Below are 21169 nucleotides of genomic sequence, written 5' to 3'. Positions count from 1 at the left end.
GCTGAGACACGTACCGTGACACAACTTTAGTAACAATAGTCACGTCAATAACTTCAGTAACACCTGTCACGCGGAGGTCCTGAGTGCCCAGCCGTTCCACCAAAGGTGTCCGACTGGCGCTGGCAACAGCCGTAGCGATCGGCGCCTCCGCTGTCGTCCTGTCCGCCGGAACCGGTGTCGCCGAGGCCTCGCCCTGCGGCAACTCCGGAAGCGGTTCGAGCCAGGGATTCGGTTCGTCCGAACCCAGCGCCCAGCCGCAGGGCCCGCAGGGGCCGCTCCCCGCCTACAGCGGGACCATCTCCAAGGTGTTGAGCTGGGTCACCGGACCGAAGAGCAACAACGACACCTACAACCGCTTCGCCATCAGCGGCACCGACCTCGGCATCGCCTGGGACAACGGCAGCGGGCAGACGCTCATGGCATTCGGCGACACCTTCGGCAACTGCACCGTCGCCGGACAGCAATGGCGCCACAACGTCCTGCTACGCACCGATGACGACGACTTCTCCGACGACACGATCACCATCCCGGATGGCGTTGCGGGAGACGCGAACTCGGGCACCGTGATCGCCCCCGGCGAACCGAACTACGCGCAGGAACTCATCCCCTCGCTCGGTCTGGACTTCGTCGAGGTCACGACGATCCCCACCGCGGCGATCTCCCTTCCCCTCCCCGGCGGAGGACACCGGCAGTACATCAACTACATGTCGGTCCGTAAGTGGGGCTCGACGGGCAACTGGGACACCAACTTCTCTGCGATCGCCTACTCCGACAACAACGGCCAGACCTGGGTCACCGACCAGAGCACCATCCTCGTCAACTCCCCGCTGCCGGTCTCGCTGGCCCTTCCGTTCGACCTGCCGCCCGCCGAGTACAACAACGGCAAGTTCCAGCAGAACGCATACGCACGCGGGAAACCGGGCGACGATCACATCTACCAGTTCGGCACGCCCAACGGACGATTCGGCGCCGCATTCCTCGCCCGGTTCAAGCCCGAGGACATCCTCCATCTCGACAGGTACGAGTACTGGGCGGGCTCGTCTCGCGGCTGGGTCGACAACATCAGCGAGATCCCCGACGACGGCTCGGCACGCGTCGTCACCCAGCCGGTCACCGAACTGTCCGTGTCCTGGAGTCCGTACCTGAACAAATACATCATGCTCGACTGCGACAACGGCATCCGCCTCCGCACCGCGGACAACCCGCAGGGCCCGTGGAGCAACCCCAGGACCATCGTGCCGGCGGGCAACCCGGTGCTCTACGCGCCGATGATGCTCCCGACCTCGCCGGCGTTGAAGGCCACAGATACGGGCAAGTACCTGTACTTCAACGCCTCACGGTGGAGCGACTACAACGTGATGCTCATCCGCTCCGATCTGAGCAAGCTGTAGTTCCCGGACTCTGTCACTCGTGCACGCCCCGGTGGTGTGTGATGCGCACACCACCGGGGTCTTCTGGTTCGTGGGCGTCGAGCCGGACGGCCACGACGTCGAATCTGATCCGCTCCCAGCGACGTTCCTGCTCGGCCAGCCACATCCGCGTCAGCCGGCGCATGCGGGAGAGCTTGGCCGGGGTGACCGCCATGACCGGATCATCGAACGTGCGTCCGGCACGGGTCTTCACCTCCACGACGACCAGCGTCGTGCCGTCGGCCGCGATCAGGTCCAGCTCGCCGTATCGATTCCGCCAGTTCCGCACGAGCACAACCCAACCCAGTGACCGGGCGTGATCGGCGGCGGCGTCCTCACCCAGGCGCCCGATGTGCGCACGTCGGTCGGCGGGTCTGCCACGGCGGGCGGGTCGGCTCATGGCGACAGCATCAGCCACAGACAGTTCGGCCGCGGCGGGATCATCTCCGCCGCGGCCGAATCTGTGGACATCTCACGGTTTGTCTACACCGTGCGTCACCAAAGATCTCTTCATGGCTCGTCGGGAAGCCGCAGTTCCGGCTTCTCGAGCTCCTCGATGTTGACGTCCTTGAACGTGATCACCCGGACCTGTTTGACGAAGCGCGCCGGCCGGTACATGTCCCAGACCCAGGCGTCGCTCATCCGGAGTTCGAAATACACCTCGCCGTCGGTGTTGCGCGGAATCATCTCGACCGCGTTGGCAAGGTAGAAGCGCCGCTCTGTCTCCACCACGTAGGTGAACTGCCCGACGATGTCCTTGTACTCGCGGTACAGAGAGAGTTCCATCTCGGTTTCGTACTTCTCGAGATCCTCAGCACTCATCCTGTAAGCCTATCCCTGTCGTCTTCTGTTCCGGCGACCACTCGTGCCGCCACGTTGCGGTATGACATGCGGTGTTGCGGCGACGGACCGACGGCGTCGATCCGCTCCATGTGGAGTGCCGTGCTGTACCCCTTGTGGATCGCGAAATGGTAGCCCGGCAGCTCGTCGTCCATCGCCACCATGATGCGATCCCTGGTGACCTTCGCGATGATGCTGGCCGCCGCGATACAGGCGGCCGCCCCGTCCCCGCCGATCACCGGCAGCGACGGCGCCGGCAATCCCGGCACCGCGAAACCGTCGGAGAGCACGTACCCGGGTCGCACGTCGAGCGCCGCGATCGCCCGACGCATTCCCTCGATGTTGGCGACGTGGATGCCGATGCGATCGATCTCCTCCGCCTCGATGACCACCGCGCTCCACGCGTGGGCGTACCGGGTGACCGACCTGTACAGCTGCTCCCGGGTCTTCTCGGTGAGCCGCTTCGAGTCGTCGAGGTCGGCGAGCGAGGCGAGTTGGGTCGGTTTGAGCACACAGGCCGCGACCACGAGCGGCCCGGCGCAGGCCCCACGACCCGCCTCGTCCACCCCGGCGACGGGACCGAGACCGTGCCGGTGCAGGGCGAACTCGAAGGTGCGCAGTCCGGCTGCCCGCCGGATGGGTGAACGTGGTGGCCACCGGCTCATGGTTTCCGCATCATCCCATCACTGCTGGGGGTTGTACGAACCGACACCACCGATCCGGGAGAAGGGGTAGATGACGGTCCGGACCTTGCCGCGAATGTCGCCGACGGGGACGGTGCCCTGGTACTCGTCGTCGACGTGGTACCGCGAGTCCTGCGAGTTGAGACGGTTGTCGCCCATCACCCACACGTTGCCCTCGGGCACCTTGATGGGCCCGAAGTCGGGTCCGAGACACGGCGGCAACTCGCCCTCGGGACCGGCGGACCCGAAGAGCGCGTAGGTCTGTCGCTGCAACTCCATGTTGATGTACGGCTCGTGCAGCGGCTTGCCGTCCACCTTCACACCGACGCCTTCGTCGTTGTGGCACTCGACGGTCTGGCCACCGGTCGCGATGACTCGCTTCACGAGGTCGTTCTCGTCCGGCGGCGCGAAACCGAACCAGGACAGCACGTCCTGCACCTTGTGCATCACCGGGTTGGTCGACCGCGGCGAGACCCAGGCGCCGTTCCAGGATTCGGTGGGGCCCTCGAAGACCACCACGTCCCCCGGCTGCGGGTCACCGAAGCGGTAGACCAGTTTGTCGATGACGATCCGGTCGTTGGTGCATCCGTCGCACCCGATCAGTGTCGATTCCATCGACTCGGAGGGGATGACGTACTGCCGGCCGATGAAGGTCTGCAGCACCCAGGTCAGAAGAAGAACGCACCCCACGATGATCACGACTTCGCGCAGGAACGATCCGGATCGAGAGCTCTTCTGGTCACTGTCGTCCGTGTCGGACCTCAGTCGCCAGGGGCGCTTCTCGGCACCGGGGTCGCCGTTGCCGGGATCCGGATCGTCTGCGTCGTGATCTTCGCGGGGTCGTTGAGTGTCGGCCACCTCGTCAGAGTAGACGGGTCAGCGCTTTTCCTTGATCTTCGCGGCCTTGCCACGCAGATCGCGCAGGTAGTACAGCTTGGCGCGACGGACGTCACCGCGGGTGATGACGTCGATCTTGGCGATGTTCGGGCTGTGGACCGGGAAGGTGCGCTCAACGCCGACGCCGAAGGAGACCTTGCGAACGGTGAAGGTCTCGCGGACGCCGCCGCCCTGGCGACGGATCACGACACCCTTGAACACCTGGATGCGTTCCTTGCTGCCCTCGATGACCTTGACGTGGACGTCGAGGGTGTCACCGGGTCCGAACTCCGGGATGTCGTCGCGGAGGGACTTCTTGTCGAGGAAATCGAGCGTGTTCATTGTTCGGGTCCTTGTCTGGCGTGAACGTTGAGCAGAGGAACCTGGCGGGCCGTGCGGCTTCGACCGGTTCGTGCTCCGAGTCGTCGGTGTACCGTGTCGGTCGCGTCCCTGGTGAGGGGCGTCGTCGACAGGCAACCCGACTATTGTGCCAGAGGGACCCCCGCGCGACGAAATCGCGCCCTACCAGGACTCACCATGGGCTGCCGGGGTCCAGCACGACGATGTCGGCGGCCCGCAGCGCCGCCACCGTCGCCGGTTCCATCGGGGTCGCAGACGCGATGGCCACTGGCTTGATCCCCGAGCTCCTCATGTGTTCGACGATGGCGAGTTCCGGTGCCCGCCCGTCGGCGGTCAACGCCTCGTCGTCGGCGAGTTCGAGCCCCGGCCGCTGGTAGGGCTGCGGATCGTTGGTCCCGACCACCACCAGGCGTCGCCCGCGAGCACCGACGCCCACCCCGACCGCGGTGCGGAACCACCCCGCGATCGGCGCGGGCACCGTCGCCTGCAGGGCATCGGCCCGACGGCGCAGCCAGGCCAGGTCGCCGGCACCCGACTCCCCCGCATCTGGCCCGATCACTCCGAGAGCGGCACCGGCGGCCGCCGCACCCGCCGCGCCCAGCGCCCCCGTCATCGGGGCGAACGGCAGCATCCCGGCCGTGGCGGCGGGCGGCGCATGGGAGCCTGCCGATTGCCCGGCTTCCGCCGACCGGTCGACGAGGTCGTCTCCGGCTGCCGTCAACGCCATCCGGCCGGCACTGGCCGCACTCACCTGCCACGAGGCGTCGCCGGCCTCGGCGAGGACCTCGGCGCGCAGGCGGTCGCGATCGGCGACGAGGGCGACGGCCGACATCTGTTGGCGGGCCTCGGTGACCACGTCGGCGTAGTCGTCGAGCGAGGATGCCAGCGCACGCAGCCTCCCGGCCACCTCGGGCAGGGACTCCGGTGCGGTGCGGGTGATACCGGTCAGCGACGCGACGACGCCGTCGCCGAACTCCCCCGCCACCAACGCCGCGAACTTCGACGTCGCCGAGGCCACCACGTCGGCCACCCGTTCCACCGACTCGGCCAGCGCCCGGGCGCGCTGCGCCGACGTGCGCAGGCCGTCCACATCCGCGGTCGGCCAGATCCCGGGTACCAGCGCCTCCGCGATCTCCCGGGGTGATCGGCCCGGAACACCGATGATCGGATCGGCGGGCGCATCACTCATCGCGACGTCCCCGCTTGCGGCCCCGCGGCCTCGTCGCCGAGCATCGCGGCGGCGTCGTGGTCGGCATCGGCGACGGCATCGACGCCCCGGGTGACGACCTCTCGGTACGCACCGAGACGCGTCGTCAGGTCCCTCAGGAGGTCGGTCACCTGAGTGGCGGGTCCGAACCCCTGGCGGAATGCCGAGGCCGCCGCCCCGACCCCGATCGCGGTGTCGGCGTCGGCGAGCAGTTCGAGGAGCTCGGAATGCACTGTCTGGAGCCGGGTCTCGGCCTTGGCGAGCCGGGTCGAGAGATCCGTCGCGGCCATGGGGTCGACTGCCAGGCGCCCGTTGGCGTCTTCCCGGTGCGACGGATCGGAGTCGGTCATCGGACGTCGCGGTAGTCGGGTTCGGAGACTTCTGCCGCCGCGAGCAACTCGGCCCGACGCGCATCCAGGGCACGATCGGCCTCGGCGACGAGGGTGGTCAGCAGCTCCGACAGCTGCTCGGCCCGGTAGCGCCGCAGCGCCGCGGGTTCGATGGAGATGTCGACGGCGAGTCCGCGGGCGTTGACGGTCACCGCGACCAGCCGGTCGTGACTGGTGGCGCGGGACGTCAGATCCGACAGGGCGGCGCGGATGCGCGTGAGTTCGGCGCGTTGGCGGTCGAGTTCCTCGACCATCGCCGAATAGCCCTGCATGCCATCCCCCTGGACGTTCTCCGGCCGGCACCCCGGCCGTGGGTTCCCGGAGATCCTAGCGGGGATCCGGCTCCCCGCAGTCGTCGGGATTCACATCCGCCGCGGGATCGTGAGGGGTGCCGGCGAGCAGATCGGGCCGACGTTCGCGGGTCCGCGCGAGCGCCTGCTCGTGGCGCCACTGCGCGACCTTCGCGTGATCGCCGGAGAGCAGCACCGGCGGGACGTCGAGTCCCCGCCAACTCACCGGGCGGGTGTAGCTCGGCCCTTCGAGCAGACCGTCGGAGAACGAATCCTCCTGGTGCGACCGGGGATTGCCGAGCACGCCGTCGATGAGACGGACGGTGGCCTCGATCATCGCCATCGCCGCGACCTCGCCGCCGATGAGGACGAAGTCACCGAGCGAGACCTCTTCGACGCGCACCCGGCGCGCCGCGTCGTCGAAGACCCGCTGGTCGATGCCCTCGTACCGGCCGCAGGCGAAGACGAGGTGCTTCTCGGTGCTCCACCGTTGAGCGGTGGACTGGGTGAACGGCACGCCCGCCGGCGTGGGCACGACGAGCAGCGCGTCGTCGGGGCACACGTCGTCCAGGCAGGGACCCCACACCTCGGGCTTCATGACCATGCCGGGGCCGCCGCCGTACGGCGAGTCGTCGACGCTGCGATGGACGTCGTGGGTCCAGTCGCGCAGGTCGTGGACGTCGACGCTGATCTTGCCGGCGTCGATCGCCTTCCCCAGCAGGGCGACCCGCAGCGGGGTGAGATATTCCGGGAAGATCGTGACGACGTCGATCCTCATCGTCCGATCCTCATCTGTCCGAGTCGGCCGACTCGGGATCGAGCAGCCCTTCCGGCGGGTCGATGACGATGAGCTCACGCGTCACCGTCGGCACGATCTCCTTCACGAACGGCACGAGCACCTCCCGGTCGTCGGTCGTCCGCACGGAGAGCAGCTCGCTCGCGGGCAGGTGCAGGACCGACTCGACGACCCCGACCCCGGTGCCGTCGGTGAGTTGAACGGGCACCCCTTCGAGTTCGTGGTCGTAGAACTCGTCCGGATCGTCGGAGGGCTCGACCTCCGAGGAGTCGATGAGGAACAGCGTTCCGCGCAACGCGTCGGCCGAGTCGCGATCGGAGACCTCGGCGAGAGACACCAACAGCCGCCCGGAATGTTCCCGGGCGGCTGTCACGGTGAATTCACGTTCCCCGCCCCCGCGCGGCAGACGGCCGCGCAGGACCGAACCGCGCGCGAAGCGCAGTTCGGGCTCATCGGTACGGATGTCGACGACGACTTCGCCACGAATGCCGTGTGACTTGACCACACGCCCGACGACGAGATCCACGATGGAGGCGTCCCGTGCTGTTCGGATCAGCGGTCGGTGTCGACGATGTCGACGCGCATGCCGCGTCCGCCGATGCCGGCGACGAGGGTCCGCAGTGCGGTCGCGGTCCGGCCGTTGCGGCCGATGACCTTGCCCAGGTCTTCGGGGCTCACGTGGACCTCGACGAGCCGGCCGCGACGACCGGTGACGAGGTCGACCCGGACGTCATCCGGGTTGGAGACGATCCCGCGGACCAGGTGCTCGACCGCGTCGGCGACGACAGCGCTCACGCGTCACCCTCTGCGGCGGCCTCGGCCGGAGCCTCGGCAGCGGCTTCCTCGGCCGGGGCCTCGTCCTTCTTGGCGGCCTTCTTCTTCGGGGTGACGGCCTCGGTGACCGGCTCGTTCTCGGCGGCGGCGAGCGCGGCGTTGAACAGGTCCAGCTTGGACGGCTTGGGCTCGGCCTTCTTCAGGGTGCCCTCGGCGCCCGGCAGGCCCTTGAACTTCTGCCAGTCACCGGTGATCTTCAGGATGGCCGCGACGGGCTCGGTCGGCTGCGCACCGACGCCGAGCCAGTACTGCACGCGCTCGGAGTCGACCTCGATCAAGCTCGGCTCTTCCTTGGGGTGGTACTTGCCGATGGTCTCGATCACCCGGCCGTTGCGGCGGGTCCGAGCGTCGGCGACGACGATGCGGTACTGCGGGTTGCGGATCTTGCCGAGCCGCGTGAGCTTGATCTTGACAGCCATGTCACTACTTTCGTGTGGTCACTGCGCAATTCTGCGGTCCACCCGGACTGGTGGACCCGGTTTTGCGATCTGTTTCGGTGTGACCGTCGGGCGGCCGTGACCGGATCCGACGAACCGACAGACCATTCTGCCAGACCGGACGGCCCGGGATGAAATCCGGCATCCGGACCCGGACGGGCCGACGGAAACCGGTGAAAAAGAAACGGCATGTGGTTGTCCACCCCGCGAGAACAACCACATGCCGTACGTCGCTCGTCTCTCACGCCCCCCGAACGAATTCGGCCCCCGGGCGCAGGCGCGACTCCCGACCGTATCCCCCGTCGATCCCCCTCGACGGCCCCCTGGATTCGGCAGGGTCAGCGCGGAACTCTTCGGTCCGTCCCCTCACGGACCGTTGCAACGCGGTTGCTACCTTACGCGCGAGTAGGAAACGCAACCAGCGAACCGCTTGTGGCGTTCCTCACAACAGATGTCGGCCCGATGACACCACGGTCGAGGGGTGACGCAGCACACCGAGGTCGTCAACCGGATTCTCCTCGTACACAACGAAATCCGCGCGATCGCCGTCGTCGAGGAGGCCCGCGCCGAGCCACCGCCGCGGCTCGGTGCTCGCGGCCGCGATGGCGCCCGCGTTGCCGAGTCCGACAGCCGAGAGCTTCTCGATCTCGTCGACGATGCGACCGTGCTCGACGAACCCGCCCGCGTCGGTGCCGGCGAAGATCGCCACGCCGGCCTCGCGCGCGGCGTCGAACACCGCCGGCGCGTCGGCGTACAGCTTGCGCATGTGGGCGGCGTAGGTCGGGAACCGGCCCGCGCCGTCGGCGATCCCCGGGAAGTTGTCCACCTGGATGATCGTGGGCACCAAGGCGATCGAACGCTCCACCATCTCGTCGATGAGATCGCCGGTGAGTCCGGTGCCGTGTTCGATGCAGTCCACGCCCACGTCGATCAGGTCGACGAGGGCGTCGGTGCCGAAGACATGCGCGGTGATCCGGGCGCCGTGCGCGTGCGCGACCTCGACCGCGGCCGCGAGCTGGTCGCGACTCCACAGCGGCGCCAGGTCGCCCACCTCACGGTCGATCCAGTCCCCGACCAGCTTCACCCAGCCGTCGCCGGCCTGCGCTTGGCGCGCCACCTCGGCGGCGAGCTCGTCGGGGTCGTCGAGGTCGACGCCGTAGTCGCGCAGGTACCGCTTGGGGCGCGCGATGTGCTTGCCGGCGCGGATGAACCGCGGGCACAGCGGGTCGTCGTCGAGCGGGTGGGTGTCCAGCGGGGACCCGACCTCGCGGATGAGCAGCGTCCCGGCGCGGGCGTCGGCGTAGGCGTATCCGCGGGCCTGCTCGATGTCGACGCCGAGCCCGGGCGCGATGCCCACGTGGTTGTGGGCGTCGACGAGGCCCGGCAGGATCCAGCCGCCGTCGACCGCGGTCTCGGCTCCCGGAACCGGTGTGGTGGAGATGGTCTCACCGCTCACCCAGAACTCGACCGGTTCACCGGTCAACGGATCGTTGCCCCGATAGTGACGCGCGCCGGTGCCCATGGGTTACTTCTTCTTCCTGGTGGGCTGTTGGAACTGCGAGATGTCGATGCCCTCGAGGCCCGGGGGCAGCTCGTCGAGTCCGGGCGGCATGTTCGACAGGTCCGGGAACCCGCCGGGCATCCCGGGCATGCCGGGCATCCCGGGGAAGCCGCCGCGCATCTTCGGCGGCGTGGGTCCGCGGCCCTTGCCCTTCTTGCCCTTCTTGCCCTTCTTGTTCTTCGACTTGCGGTTCACTCCGCCCATGCCCATGCGGCCCGACATCGCGGCCATCATCTTGCGGGCCTCGAAGAAGCGGTCGACGAGCTGGTTGACCTCGCTGACGGTCACACCCGAGCCGTTGGCGATACGCAGTCGGCGGGAGGCGTTGATGATCTTCGGATTCGCCCGCTCCTCCGGCGTCATGCCGCGGATGATCGCCTGCACCCGGTCGAGCTGCTTGTCGTCGACCTGGGACAGCACGTCCTTCATCTGGCCGGCGCCCGGCAGCATGCCGAGGATGTTGCCGATGGGCCCCATCTTGCGGATCATCAGCATCTGCTCGAGGAAGTCCTCGAGGGTCAGCTCGCCCTGGGTGATCTTGGTCGCGGCGGCCTCGGCCTGCTGGGCGTCCCAATGCTGCTCGGCCTGCTCGATGAGGCTGAGCACGTCGCCCATGCCGAGGATGCGGCTGGCCATGCGGTCGGGGTGGAAGACGTCGAAGTCGTCGAGCTTCTCACCCGACGACGCGAACATGATCGGCCGGCCGGTGACCTCGCGCACCGACAGCGCCGCGCCGCCGCGGGCGTCGCCGTCGAGCTTGGTCAGCACGACGCCGGTGAAGTCCACGCCCTCGGCGAAGGCCTCGGCGGTGGTCACCGCGTCCTGACCGATCATCGCGTCGACGACGAACAGCACCTCGTCGGGCTGCGTGGCGTCGCGGATGTCGGAGGCCTGCTTCATCAGCTCCGCGTCGATGCCCAGGCGGCCCGCGGTGTCGATGATGACGACGTCGTAGAGCTTGGCCTTCGCCTCCTCGACGCCGGCCTTCGCCACCGACACCGGATCGCCGGCGGTGACGCCGAGTTCTCCCTCGCCGCCGACGCCCGTTCCCGGGTGGGGCGCGAACACCGGAACCTCGGCGCGCTCGCCGACGATCTGCAACTGCTGGACGGCGCCCGGGCGCTGCAGGTCACAGGCGACGAGCAGCGGGGTGTGCCCCTGCTTCTTCAGCCAGTGGCCGAGCTTGCCGGCGAGGGTGGTCTTACCGGCGCCCTGCAGACCGGCGAGCATGATGATCGTCGGCGGGTTCTTGGCGAACTGGATCCGCCGGGTCTCCCCGCCGAGGATGCCGATGAGCTCCTCGTTGACGATCTTGACGACGGTCTGGGCGGGGTTGAGCGCCGCCGAGACCTCCTGTCCCTTCGCACGCTCCTTGATCCGGGAGATGAAGGCACGCACGACCGGCAGGGAGACGTCCGCCTCGAGGAGGGCGAGCCGGATCTCCCGGCAGGTGCGGTCGATGTCGGCGTCGGAGAGCCGCCCCTTGCCGCGGAGGTCCTTCAGGGCACCGGTCAACCGGTCGGAGAGGGAATCGAACATGGTTCCCATACTTCCATGTGGTTCCGGTGACCTCACACTCAGGAGATCGGCACCCCGGACCTGGAGGTCGCACCGCCGGGCGACGAGCCGTCACCGTCGGGGTCGCGCTTGGGCTGCGGCGGCGGGCACACGGCGACGATCGCCTCGGCGATGGTCGTGCGCGCCTCGTCGGTGTCCTCGGCCAGGCGGAGGCTGAAGATGTCGACGACCGTCGCGCCGAGCGTGGACACCTTGGCCCATCGGATGTCGGCGCCGTGGCGTTCGAGCACCGCGGCGACCCGGCTCAACAAGCCGACCCGGTCGTCGGAACGCACCTCGAGCAGGGCCTCCCGGTCGCCGGGATCGCCGGAGCCCGGGGCGTCGAGCCACGTCACCCGCGGCGGTGCGACGGCGAACAGCGCCGGCACCGCAGTCTTCGGGTGGCCCGCCCCGTCGACATCGGGATCGGTGCTGCCCGCGCTGGCACCGAGCGCAACCGCCGCACCCGGCTGGGTGGCCACGGTCGCGATGGTCGGGATCGGCGACTCCTTCTCCCGCGTGTCGAGGCGTCCGAGCACGTCGAGCTTGCCGTTGACCGCGGCGATGAGCTGCTGACGGAGCAGGCCTGCGTCGGGCGGACTGCCGAACACCGGCACCACGACGAACGAGTTGATCGCCTTGCCCTCGTGGCTCTGCGCGGTCGCCTTGTGCGAGCGCAGCCCGCCGAGTGCGAGGATGCCCGCCATCTTCGACAGCAGACCCGATTGATCGGGCGCGACCATCGTCACGTCGTAGGTGTGCTGACCGTCGGCGCGGACGAGACGCACCGCGTACTCCGCCTCGGCCGCGACCGCGAGCTGCTCGGGCGTCAGCGGTTCGGGCGCCTCGAGCGGCGCGCCCTCGATGTGGCGCATCGACCGCCGCACGAGCTCGCCGATCAGCGAGGCCTTCCACTCCCCCCACACCCCCGGGCCGGTCGCGAGGGAGTCGGCCTCGGCGAGTGCCGCGAGCAGTTCGAGCAGGACCCGGTTGTGACCGAGTGTGGTGGCCACGTACTCGGCGGTCGCCGGATCGTCGAGATCCCGGCGGGTCGCCACCTGCGGCAGCAGCAGATGGTGGCGGACCATGTCCGACAGGATCTGCACGTCCTGCGGCCACAGCCCGAACCTGTTGCCGACCTGGACCGCGAGTTCCGCGCCGACGACGCTGTGGTCTGCGCCGCGCCCCTTGCCGAGGTCGTGGATGAGCGCACCGAGCACGAGCAGGTCCGGGCGCGACACCCGCGTCGTCATCGAACTCGCGTAGGCGGCGGTCTCCACCAGGTGGCGGTCCACCGTCCAGGTGTGGATCGCGTCGCGCGGCGGCAGGTCGCGGACCGCGCCCCATTCCGGCAGGAGCCGGCCCCACAGACCGGTGCGGTCGAGTGCCTCGATCGGATCGACCATGTGGTGGCCGGAGCTGAGCAGGACCAGCAGGTCGCTGAGCGCCTCGGCGGGCCACGGCTCCCGGAGTTCGGGTGCGTAGTCGGCTAGGCGGCTCAGCGTGGAGGCGCTGATCGGCAGGCCGGTCCGGGCCGACGCGGCCGCGACGCGAAGGATCAGACCGGGATCTTTGCTGGGAATCGCGTTGCGCGCCAACACGATCTCGCCGCTGTGCTCGACGACTCCCTCGTCCAGCGGACGGCGCAACGGCGACCGGCGGAGCTTGGCCAGGCCGCGGCGCGGCAGCGCGTTACCCGCCGTGCGCAGGCCGACGTCGATGGAATAGCTGATGGTGCGGGCGGAGTCGCTGATGACCCGCGCGAGGTCGAAGCGGTCCCCGATCCGCAGCGCGGCGCCGATCTCGTCGGCGTCCTGCGCCCGCACCTGCTCGCGCGGGCGCCCGGCGATGCGGTGCAGCTCGGTCCGGATGTCGAGCAGCCGGGTGTAGGCGGCCTGCGGCCTCGCTCCGGGCGAATCCGGTCGCAGCCCGCCCATCCCGTGGGTGAGCTGGGCGATGGCGAGCGCGTTGAGGAGCTGGACGTCGCGGAGTCCGCCCCGGCCGTTCTTCAGGTCGGGTTCGGCACGATGCGCGATGTCGCCGGCGCGACGCCACCGGTCCTGGGCGTGCGCGACGACGTCGGAGAAGCGGTTGCGGATGTCGTTGCGCCACTGCTGACGGACCCCGCCGATGAGCAGGGAGGACAGATCCTCGTCGCCGGCGATGTGACGGGCCTCGAGGAGCCCGAGCGCGGCGGTGACGTCCTCGGCGGCGACCTGCAGCGCCTGCGGCACGGTCCGCACGCTGTGATCGAGCGGGATATTGGCGTCCCACAACGGGTACCAGAGGCCGTCGGCGACCTCGGAGACCCGCTCGGCGGGCATGTCGTCGTGCAGCAGGATCAGGTCGAGGTCGGAATACGGCAGCAGCTCACCGCGTCCCAGGCCGCCGACGGCGACGATGGCGAATCCACTGTTCGGTTTGATGCCGAGTTCGGCGCCCTTGCTGGTCAGCCAGAACTCGTGCAGGTCGACGAGCACCTGGCGGAGTGCCGGTGCGTCGAGTTTCCCGTTCCGGCTCGACTCGGTCAGCTGCCGGCGGGTCTTGGCGAGATCGGTTGCGGCTACGGGAGTCTCCTGGTCTCGGGCGGTCTTCCGGCGCGTGCGCCGGAGAAACCGGGTGTGAACGGTGCGGCCCCGCGCCGACGGGTCGTCGGACGCGGGGCCGCCTTCGGGTGTTCAGAAAGGGCACGAGCTCACTTACAGAGCGTCGCCACCACGCTCACCGGTGCGGACTCGCACGACCGACTCGACCGGCGAGACCCAGACCTTGCCATCACCGATCTTGCCGGTGCGGGCGGCCTCGACGATGACGTCGACGACCTTGTCCACGGCTGCGTCGTCGACGACGACCTCGACCCGGACCTTGGGCACGAAGTCCACCGAGTACTCGGCGCCGCGGTAGACCTCGGTGTGGCCCTTCTGGCGTCCGTAGCCCTGGACCTCGCTGACGGTCATGCCGAGGATTCCCGCCTGCTCCAGGCCGGCCTTCACGTCCTCGAGCGTGAACGGCTTGACGATTGCAGTGATCAGCTTCATTAGTTATCCCTCTCCACGGGTGTCAGCGTAGTAGCGATTGTCTGGAGCGTCATGCCAGTTCGTAGGCGGTCTCGGCGTGTTCCGCCTCGTCGATGCCGCTCTTCTCGTCCTCGTCGCTGACACGCCAGCCGAGAGGCTTGAGCACCAGGGCGATGATCGCGGTCAGCACGCCGGTGAACACGAGGGCGAACAGCGCGATCACGACCTGGACGACGAGCTGCTTGTAGTCGCCGCCCCAGAAGAGGCCGGTGTCGACGGCGAGCAGGCCGACGCCGACGGTGCCCCACAGGCCGGCGACCAGGTGGACGCCGACGACGTCGAGCGAGTCGTCGTAGCCGAATTTGGTCTTCAGGCCGATGGCCAGGGCCGCGAGCGCACCCGCGACGACACCCAGGATGAGCGAGCCGACCGGGGTCAGGTTGCCACAGGCGGGGGTGATGGCGACCAGACCGGCCACGATGCCCGATGCGGCGCCGACGCTGGTGGCGTGCTTGTCGCGGATGAGTTCGACTGCGAGCCAGCCGATGATCGCGGCGGCGGTGGCGGCGGTGGTGTTCACCCAGACCAGACCGGTCGCGGCGTCGGCGGCCAGCTCCGAGCCGGCGTTGAAGCCGAACCAGCCGAACCACAGGAGGGCGGCGCCCAGCATGACGAACGGGATGTTGTGCGGACGGTAGGCGGTGCGTCCGAAGCCGACGCGCTTGCCGACGATCAGGGCCAGGACCAGAGCGGCCATACCGGCGTTGATGTGGACCACGGTGCCACCGGCGAAGTCGATCGGCGCGACGTTGGCCTCACCGTCGGTGCTGCCGAACATCCACGACGCGAAGCCCTTCTCGGCGCCCGACATGATGCCGCCGCCCCACACCATGTGGGAGAGCGGGAAGTACACGATGGTCGCCCACAGGACGGTGAAGACGGTCCAGGTGGCGAACTTCACGCGCTCGGCCAGCGCACCCGAGATGAGTGCGACGGTGATGACCGCGAAGGTCAGCTGGAAGCCCATGAAGACGAACGACGGGATGGAGTTGCCGCCGGTCACGACCAGCTCGGTCCCGTCCGGGCCGGGAATGGTGTCGGCCAGCTGGCCGGAGCCGAAGAGCGAGAAGGGGTTCGAGAACAACCCGGCGATGTCGTCGTCACCGGTGATGCCGTTCCCGAATGCCATCGAGAAGCCCCAGAGGACATACACCACGCTGACGGTGGCCAGCGAGATGAACGACATCATCATCATGTTGAGGACGGACTTGCCTCGTGCGAGTCCGCCGTAGAAGAACGCGAGTCCGGGTGTCATCAACAGGACCAGCGCCGCGCTGGTGATGATCCACGCGGTGTCGCCGGTGTCGAATGCGCCGAACGCATCTTCTGGCAGCGCCAAAACCACTGTAGAAACCTCCTCAGGATGCGCCGACGGCTCGGCGCCTTCAAAGAGACTGTCGGCACTCGGTTTCAGCAGTGGTGCCTTCACGTTTCGGACGCGTAACCCGATTGGCGATTTATATTTCACGGACGTAAATCACCAGGAGGTCTCTGAGGCGGGTCTCAGCGTTTCACCGACCGAATGTTCCTTCGTGGCCTCGGATCGCACGCGTGCTCGGGAGCGATCGGGCGGGTGCAGACACGCGTGCGCCCGGCTCGCGAACGGAGCCGGGCGCACTGGGCCGAGTTCACACGGCGGGGATCACAGCAGGGCGTCGACGAACGCCTCGGGCTCGAACGGCGCCAGATCGTCGGCGCCCTCGCCCAGGCCCACGAGCTTGACGGGAACGCCGAGTTCTTTCTGCACGTGGAACACGATGCCGCCCTTGGCGGTGCCGTCCAGTTTGGTCAGCACCACGCCGGTGATGTCGACGACCTCGGCGAACACACGGGCCTGCGCGAGGCCGTTCTGGCCGATCGTGGCGTCGAGCACGAGCAGGACCTCGTCGACGGGGGCCTTCTTCTCCACGACGCGCTTGACCTTGCCGAGCTCGTCCATGAGGCCGGTCTTGGTGTGCAGGCGGCCGGCGGTGTCGATCATGACCACGTCGACCCCGGTGGCGATGCCGCGGTCGACGGCGTCGAAGGCCACTGCGGCCGGGTCGGCCTGTTCCTTGCCGCGGACGATCTCGGCGCCCACGCGTTCGCCCCAGGTCTGCAGCTGGTCGGCGGCCGCCGCACGGAAGGTGTCCGCGGCCCCGAGGAGCACCCGACGGCCGTCGGCGACGAGAACACGGGCCAGCTTGCCGGTGGTGGTGGTCTTGCCGGTGCCGTTCACACCGACCACGAGCACGACGGCGGGGCGCCCCGCATGCGGCAGCGCCTTGATCGACCGGTCCAGCGTGGGGTCGAGCTCCTCGACGAGCACCCGCTTGAGAAGCGCGCGGGCCTCCTCGGCGCTACGCACCGGGTTGGCCGCGAGTTCGGTGCGCAACCGCTCGACGACGGTCATGGTGGTTGCCGTGCCGAGGTCGGCCATCAGCAGCGTGTCCTCGATCTCCTCCCAGCTCTCCTCGTCGAGGTCGCCGGCGCCGAGCAGACCCAGGACGCTCTTGCCGATCGCGCCCTGGGAACGGGCCAGGCGACCGCGCAGACGGCCGAGGCGACCGGCGGTGGGCGCGATCTCCTCACGCGGCGGCGCGGCGGTGGCCGCGGAGGCGTCGTCGGGAACGGTGACGGCTTCCTCGGCAGGGGCCTCGGGCTCGACGGCCGAGGTCTCGGGCTCAGCCGGGGCCGCAGGCGCCTCGGGCGCGGTCGCGGTCTCCTCGTCTGTGATCGTCTCCCCCGCGGCCGTCTCCTCGGCGGTCTTCTCGGCGACCTCCGGTTCGGGCTCGGTGACCTCCGGCCGTTCCGCCTCGGGCTCGGCGGCCTTCTCCTCGGTCACGTCGGGCAGCGCGATGTCCTGGATGGGACGGCGCACGGAATCGCGCGGGACCGCGGCGTCGTCGCCGACACCGGGCTGGCCGTCGACGTCGGTGCGCTCCTGCACCGGCTGGACCGGCTTCTGGATCGGGGCCTCGGGCTTCGGGGCCGGTCTCGGCGCGGGCTTCGGGGGTTCGGCCAGCGCGGTATCCGAATCGCTTCGGCTGAACGTGAAGCCCGACCCGGCCTTGTACCCACCGGATCTGTCGACCTGCCGGGTCGTGCCGTCGACGATCTGCGTCTGTTCGGGCTTGTCGGTGAGCGAGATGCGACGCCGACGCGACAGCACCAGTCCGAGCGCGATCAGCGCCGCCACGACGAGTACCGCGACGACTATGCCGATGATGATTCCGGTGTTCACTGGCTGGTGTCCTCCTGTTGGGCCACGGGCATGTTCACACCGCGCATGCGCTGCGAGATGACCGTGGTGATGCCGTCACCGCGCATGCTGACGCCGTAGAGGGCGTCGGCGATCTCCATGGTGGGCTTCTGGTGGGTGATCACGATGAGCTGCGATTTCTCCCGCAGCTGTTCGAACAGTTTGATGAGACGCCGCAGGTTGGTGTCGTCGAGCGCGGCCTCCACCTCGTCCATGACGTAGAACGGCGACGGACGGGCGCGGAAAATGGCGACGAGCATCGCGACCGCGGTCAGCGACTTCTCGCCGCCGGACAGCAGCGAGAGCCTCTTCACCTTCTTACCCGGCGGGCGGGCCTCCACCTCGATGCCGGTGGTGAGCATGTCGTCGGGGTCGGTGAGGACGAGGCGTCCCTCGCCGCCGGGGAACAGCGTCTGGAAGACCTGGGCGAATTCCCGCTCGACGTCGGCGTAGGCCTCGGTGAAGACCTGCAGGATGCGGGCGTCGACGTCGTCGACGACGTCGAGGAGGTCCTTGCGGGCGGCCTTGACGTCCTCGAGCTGCGAGGACAGGAAGTTGTAGCGTTCCTCGAGCGCGGCGAACTCCTCGAGCGCGAGGGGGTTCACCTTGCCCAGGGTGTTGAGGTCCTTCTGCGCCTTCTTGGCGCGGGCCTCCTGGGTGGCGCGGTCGTAGGGCATCGGAGCCGGCGCGACGACCTGCTCACCGCGCGCCTTGGCCTCCTCGTACTCCTGCATCTCGAGCGCCGACGGCGGCATCGGCACATCCGGGCCGTACTCGGCGATCAGCTCGTCGGGCGCCATGCCGAAGGTCTCGACGATCTGTTCCTCGAGCTGTTCGATCCGCAACGCCACCTGGGCGCGGGCCACCTCGTCGCGGTGCACGGCGTCGCGCAGCGAGTTGAGGGTGGTGGAGAGCTCCCCCGCCCGCAGCCGCAGCTCGTCGAGCGTCGCCGACCGCGCCTGCTTTATCTCCTCGAGCTCGTCGCGCCCGGCCTGGGCTGTGGCGACGGCGGCGGCGAGTCGCTCGGCGACCTGCGCGCCTTCGCGCTCGACGGCGGCGGCCACACCCGCGGCCTGGCGCCGGATCTCGTCCTCGCGCCGGGCGCGTTCACGTGCCTCGCGTTCGCGCTGGGCGGCGCTGCGCAGCGAGTCGGCCTTGCCGCGCACCGACGCGAGCCGTTCCTCCGCGGTGCGGAGGGCGAGCCGCGCCTCCATCTCCGCGCCGCGGGCGATGCCGACCGCGGCCGCGGCCTCGGCCCGTGCCGAGTCGTCGGTGTCGACCTCGGGGCCGACCTCGGTCTCGTCCCGGGCGAGGCGCAGGCGTTCCTCGAGCTCGTGGAGCTTCTGCAGGGTCTCCTCGCGGCCCTTCTCCAGGAAGCTGCGCTGCCGGGTGTACTTGTCCGCCTCGGCGCGGGCGGTGCGGATCTCCTGCCCGAGCCGCGCCATCTGCTCGTAGGCGGCGCCGACGCTCGCGTCCGACTCGTGCAGCGCGGCCAGCGCCTCCTCTGCGGCCTCGCGGCGCTCACGCTGTTCGGTCAGGGCGCCGTCGAGCGCTGCCTCGAGTTCTTCGACGCGGCGCCGGGTGGCGGCGAGCTCCTCGGTGGCGGCGTCGATGGCCGACTGGACCTCCAGCGTCGACGGTCGACGCGAGGAACCGCCCTCGATCGACGCCGGACCGATGCGGTCGCCGGCGGGTGTCACGGCCCGGACACCGAGGCGGCGGGCGAGTTCGAGACCCTGCGCCGGGTCGTCGACGATGATCGTGTCGGCCAGGACGGTGTCGATCGCGCCGCGGATCTCCGGCCCGCAGCGGACCACCGACGAGGCCCACCGGGCTCCCTCGGGCAGTGGCACCTCGCGCTCGCGCGCGGCCGCGCCGTCGAGCCCGCCGCAGATCAGCGCGGCCCGTCCCCCGTCGCCGGCCTTGAGCGCCTCGAGGGCGCGGACCGCGGCGATCCCGTCGACGGTCACGATGCCGTCGACCGCCGGGCCGAGCGCCCCGGCGATCGCGGTCTCGAAACCGGGCTCCACGGTGACCAGTTCCGACATGGGACCGAGCAGCCCGTCGGGCGCGTTGTCCAGCAGCCATGCCCCGCCGTCGTTGCGCTCGAGGTTCATCGAGAGCGCCTCGACCCGCGCGGACAGGGATGCGATGGCCTGTTCGGCCTCGCGGTGCTGCGCCTGCAGCGTCGCGACGCGCTCGTTGGAGAGATTCAGCGCGGCGACGCAACGTTCGTGGTGTTCGTCGAGGGCCTGTTCGGAGGCCTCCAGTTGGGCAAGTTCGCCTGCGGCCGAATCCTGTTGTGCGATAGCCGCTTCGGCACGCTCGGTGGCATCGGCGATCGCGTCGGTGAGCCGCTGTTCCTCGGCGTCGGCCGACTCGGCCTTGGTCCTCAGGTTGTCGACCTGCCCCTCGAGCCGGGCGAGTCCCTCCCGCCGGTCGGCGATGGCCCGGACCGCGGCGAGATGGGCGGCCTCGGCCTCCTCGGCGATCGCCTCGCGTTCGCGCAGCTCCTCGCGGGCGGTCTCGAGCTGTTCGGCCGCGATCTCGACGGCCTCGGTCAGCTCGGCCTCGAGCTCGGCCGCCTCGAGCGCCTGCGCCTCGAGCTCCTCCGGGTCGGGGCCGGTCGTCTCGGTGGTCGCCTCGCTGAGGTAGCGGCTGCGTTCGGCGGCGACGCGCCGCGTGGCGTCGACGCGTTCGGCGAGGGCCGACAGGCGGAACCAGGCACGCCCGGCCGCCGCCGCGGCCGGCGTGATCTCCGCCAGCTGCTGCTCGTGTTCGGCGAGTTCGGCGTTGGCCCGGTCGAGCTCGGTGGCGACCTCGTCCTGCCGGCGCCGCACCTCCTCCTCGACCGCGGCGTGCTCGGCCATCTCCGCCCGCCGGGTGACCAGGTCGTCGGCGGCCAGACGCAGCCGGGCATCGCGCAATTCGGCCTGGACATGCTGCGCACGGCGCGCCACCTCGGCCTGGCGGCCCAATGGCTTGAGCTGGCGCCGGAGCTCGGCGGTCAGGTCGGTCAGGCGCGCGAGGTTGGCCTGCATCGCGTCGAGCTTGCGGAGTGCCTTCTCCTTGCGCTTGCGGTGCTTGAGGACGCCCGCGGCCTCCTCGATGAACGCGCGCCGGTCCTCGGGACGGGACTCGAGGATCGCCGACAGGCGCCCCTGTCCCACGATGACATGCATCTCGCGTCCGATGCCGGAGTCGCTCAGGAGTTCCTGCACGTCCATCAGGCGGCACGAGTTGCCGTTGATCTCGTACTCGCCGGCGCCGTCGCGGAACATGCGCCGGGTGATCGAGACCTCGGAGTACTCGATGGGCAGCGCGCCGTCGGAGTTGTCTATGGTCAGCGTGACCTCGGCACGGCCGAGCGGCGGGCGGCCCGAGGTGCCCGCGAAGATGACGTCCTGCATCTTGCCGCCGCGCAGCGCCTTGGCGCCCTGCTCGCCCATGACCCAGGTCAGGGCGTCGACGACGTTGGACTTACCGGAGCCGTTGGGGCCGACGACGCACGTGATACCCGGCTCGAAGCGCAGGGTCGTCGCCGAGGCGAACGACTTGAAGCCCTTCAGGGTCAGGCTTTTGAGGTGCACGACGGTACAGACTACTCACCAT

At 69.4% G+C, this 21169-nt stretch carries 20 protein-coding genes; 1 reads left to right on the top strand and 19 read right to left on the bottom strand.

The annotated features are described in order from the left end of the window. Window positions 1–83 precede the first annotated feature (83 nt). Complete coding sequence (locus GP2_RS00690; RefSeq protein WP_006898512.1) at window positions 84–1391, top strand: glycoside hydrolase family 183 protein; 1308 nt, start codon at window positions 84–86, stop codon at window positions 1389–1391. 13 nt (window positions 1392–1404) lie between these two features. Here GP2_RS00690 and GP2_RS00685 read toward each other — a convergent pair whose 3' ends face one another. From GP2_RS00685 to smc, 19 genes are all read right to left on the bottom strand, one after another. After that, the gene (locus GP2_RS00685) at window positions 1405–1809 is read right to left on the bottom strand and encodes a YraN family protein (protein ID WP_006898511.1); all 405 of its coding nucleotides are present in this window, start codon (window positions 1807–1809) and stop codon (window positions 1405–1407) included. Between the two features lie 110 nt (window positions 1810–1919). Then, window positions 1920–2231: a DUF2469 domain-containing protein gene (locus GP2_RS00680; protein ID WP_005198978.1), complete on the bottom strand. Its 312-nt coding sequence runs from the start codon at window positions 2229–2231 to the stop codon at window positions 1920–1922. Continuing rightward, entirely contained in the window at window positions 2228–2914 is a 687-nt protein-coding gene (locus tag GP2_RS00675; protein WP_006898510.1) for a ribonuclease HII, read from the bottom strand. Before GP2_RS00675 ends, GP2_RS00680 begins: the two co-directional genes overlap by 4 nt. A gap of 18 nt (window positions 2915–2932) precedes the next feature. Then, window positions 2933–3790: a signal peptidase I gene (gene lepB / locus GP2_RS00670; protein ID WP_006898509.1), complete on the bottom strand. Its 858-nt coding sequence runs from the start codon at window positions 3788–3790 to the stop codon at window positions 2933–2935. Between the two features lie 18 nt (window positions 3791–3808). Continuing rightward, complete coding sequence (gene rplS, locus GP2_RS00665) at window positions 3809–4150, bottom strand: 50S ribosomal protein L19 (protein ID WP_006898508.1); 342 nt, start codon at window positions 4148–4150, stop codon at window positions 3809–3811. Window positions 4151–4340: 190 nt separating this feature from the next. After that, window positions 4341–5357 carry a hypothetical protein gene (locus GP2_RS00660; RefSeq protein WP_006898507.1) on the bottom strand — a complete coding sequence of 339 codons (1017 nt, stop codon included), beginning with the start codon at window positions 5355–5357 and terminating at the stop codon, window positions 4341–4343. After that, window positions 5354–5725, bottom strand: a complete 372-nt coding sequence (locus GP2_RS00655; protein ID WP_040526109.1) for a hypothetical protein — start codon at window positions 5723–5725, stop codon at window positions 5354–5356. The genes GP2_RS00660 and GP2_RS00655 overlap by 4 nt, the downstream gene beginning before the upstream one ends. Further along, window positions 5722–6036: a YbaB/EbfC family nucleoid-associated protein gene (locus GP2_RS00650; RefSeq protein ID WP_006898505.1), complete on the bottom strand. Its 315-nt coding sequence runs from the start codon at window positions 6034–6036 to the stop codon at window positions 5722–5724. The genes GP2_RS00655 and GP2_RS00650 overlap by 4 nt, the downstream gene beginning before the upstream one ends. A 55-nt stretch (window positions 6037–6091) precedes the next feature. Continuing rightward, entirely contained in the window at window positions 6092–6832 is a 741-nt protein-coding gene (gene trmD / locus GP2_RS00645) for a tRNA (guanosine(37)-N1)-methyltransferase TrmD (RefSeq protein WP_006898504.1), read from the bottom strand. 10 nt (window positions 6833–6842) lie between these two features. After that, window positions 6843–7376 carry a ribosome maturation factor RimM gene (gene rimM, locus GP2_RS00640; RefSeq protein ID WP_006898503.1) on the bottom strand — a complete coding sequence of 178 codons (534 nt, stop codon included), beginning with the start codon at window positions 7374–7376 and terminating at the stop codon, window positions 6843–6845. Window positions 7377–7402: 26 nt separating this feature from the next. Beyond that, on the bottom strand, window positions 7403–7645 hold the full coding sequence (locus tag GP2_RS00635; RefSeq protein ID WP_006898502.1) for an RNA-binding protein: 243 nt from the start codon (window positions 7643–7645) through the stop codon (window positions 7403–7405). After that, window positions 7642–8103, bottom strand: a complete 462-nt coding sequence (gene rpsP, locus GP2_RS00630; RefSeq protein ID WP_006898501.1) for a 30S ribosomal protein S16 — start codon at window positions 8101–8103, stop codon at window positions 7642–7644. Before rpsP ends, GP2_RS00635 begins: the two co-directional genes overlap by 4 nt. 460 nt (window positions 8104–8563) lie before the next feature. Then, window positions 8564–9643, bottom strand: a complete 1080-nt coding sequence (locus GP2_RS00625) for an amidohydrolase family protein (protein WP_006898500.1) — start codon at window positions 9641–9643, stop codon at window positions 8564–8566. A gap of 3 nt (window positions 9644–9646) precedes the next feature. After that, on the bottom strand, window positions 9647–11221 hold the full coding sequence (gene ffh, locus GP2_RS00620) for a signal recognition particle protein (protein WP_006898499.1): 1575 nt from the start codon (window positions 11219–11221) through the stop codon (window positions 9647–9649). A gap of 38 nt (window positions 11222–11259) precedes the next feature. After that, the gene (locus GP2_RS00615; protein WP_051997130.1) at window positions 11260–13770 is read right to left on the bottom strand and encodes a [protein-PII] uridylyltransferase; all 2511 of its coding nucleotides are present in this window, start codon (window positions 13768–13770) and stop codon (window positions 11260–11262) included. A 168-nt stretch (window positions 13771–13938) separates the two neighbouring features. After that, the gene (locus GP2_RS00610) at window positions 13939–14277 is read right to left on the bottom strand and encodes a P-II family nitrogen regulator (RefSeq protein WP_004572306.1); all 339 of its coding nucleotides are present in this window, start codon (window positions 14275–14277) and stop codon (window positions 13939–13941) included. Between the two features lie 49 nt (window positions 14278–14326). Further along, window positions 14327–15661 (bottom strand): ammonium transporter, encoded by a 1335-nt coding sequence (locus GP2_RS00605; protein WP_006898497.1) that lies wholly within the window; start codon window positions 15659–15661, stop codon window positions 14327–14329. A gap of 297 nt (window positions 15662–15958) precedes the next feature. Continuing rightward, on the bottom strand, window positions 15959–17539 hold the full coding sequence (gene ftsY / locus GP2_RS00600; RefSeq protein ID WP_006898496.1) for a signal recognition particle-docking protein FtsY: 1581 nt from the start codon (window positions 17537–17539) through the stop codon (window positions 15959–15961). Beyond that, entirely contained in the window at window positions 17536–21147 is a 3612-nt protein-coding gene (smc, locus tag GP2_RS00595; protein WP_006898495.1) for a chromosome segregation protein SMC, read from the bottom strand. Before smc ends, ftsY begins: the two co-directional genes overlap by 4 nt. Window positions 21148–21169 lie beyond the last annotated feature (22 nt).

Source organism: Gordonia paraffinivorans NBRC 108238, from assembly GCF_000344155.1.
Classification (GTDB): domain Bacteria; phylum Actinomycetota; class Actinomycetes; order Mycobacteriales; family Mycobacteriaceae; genus Gordonia; species Gordonia paraffinivorans.
This window is presented reverse-complemented; position numbering and strand designations above follow the sequence as displayed.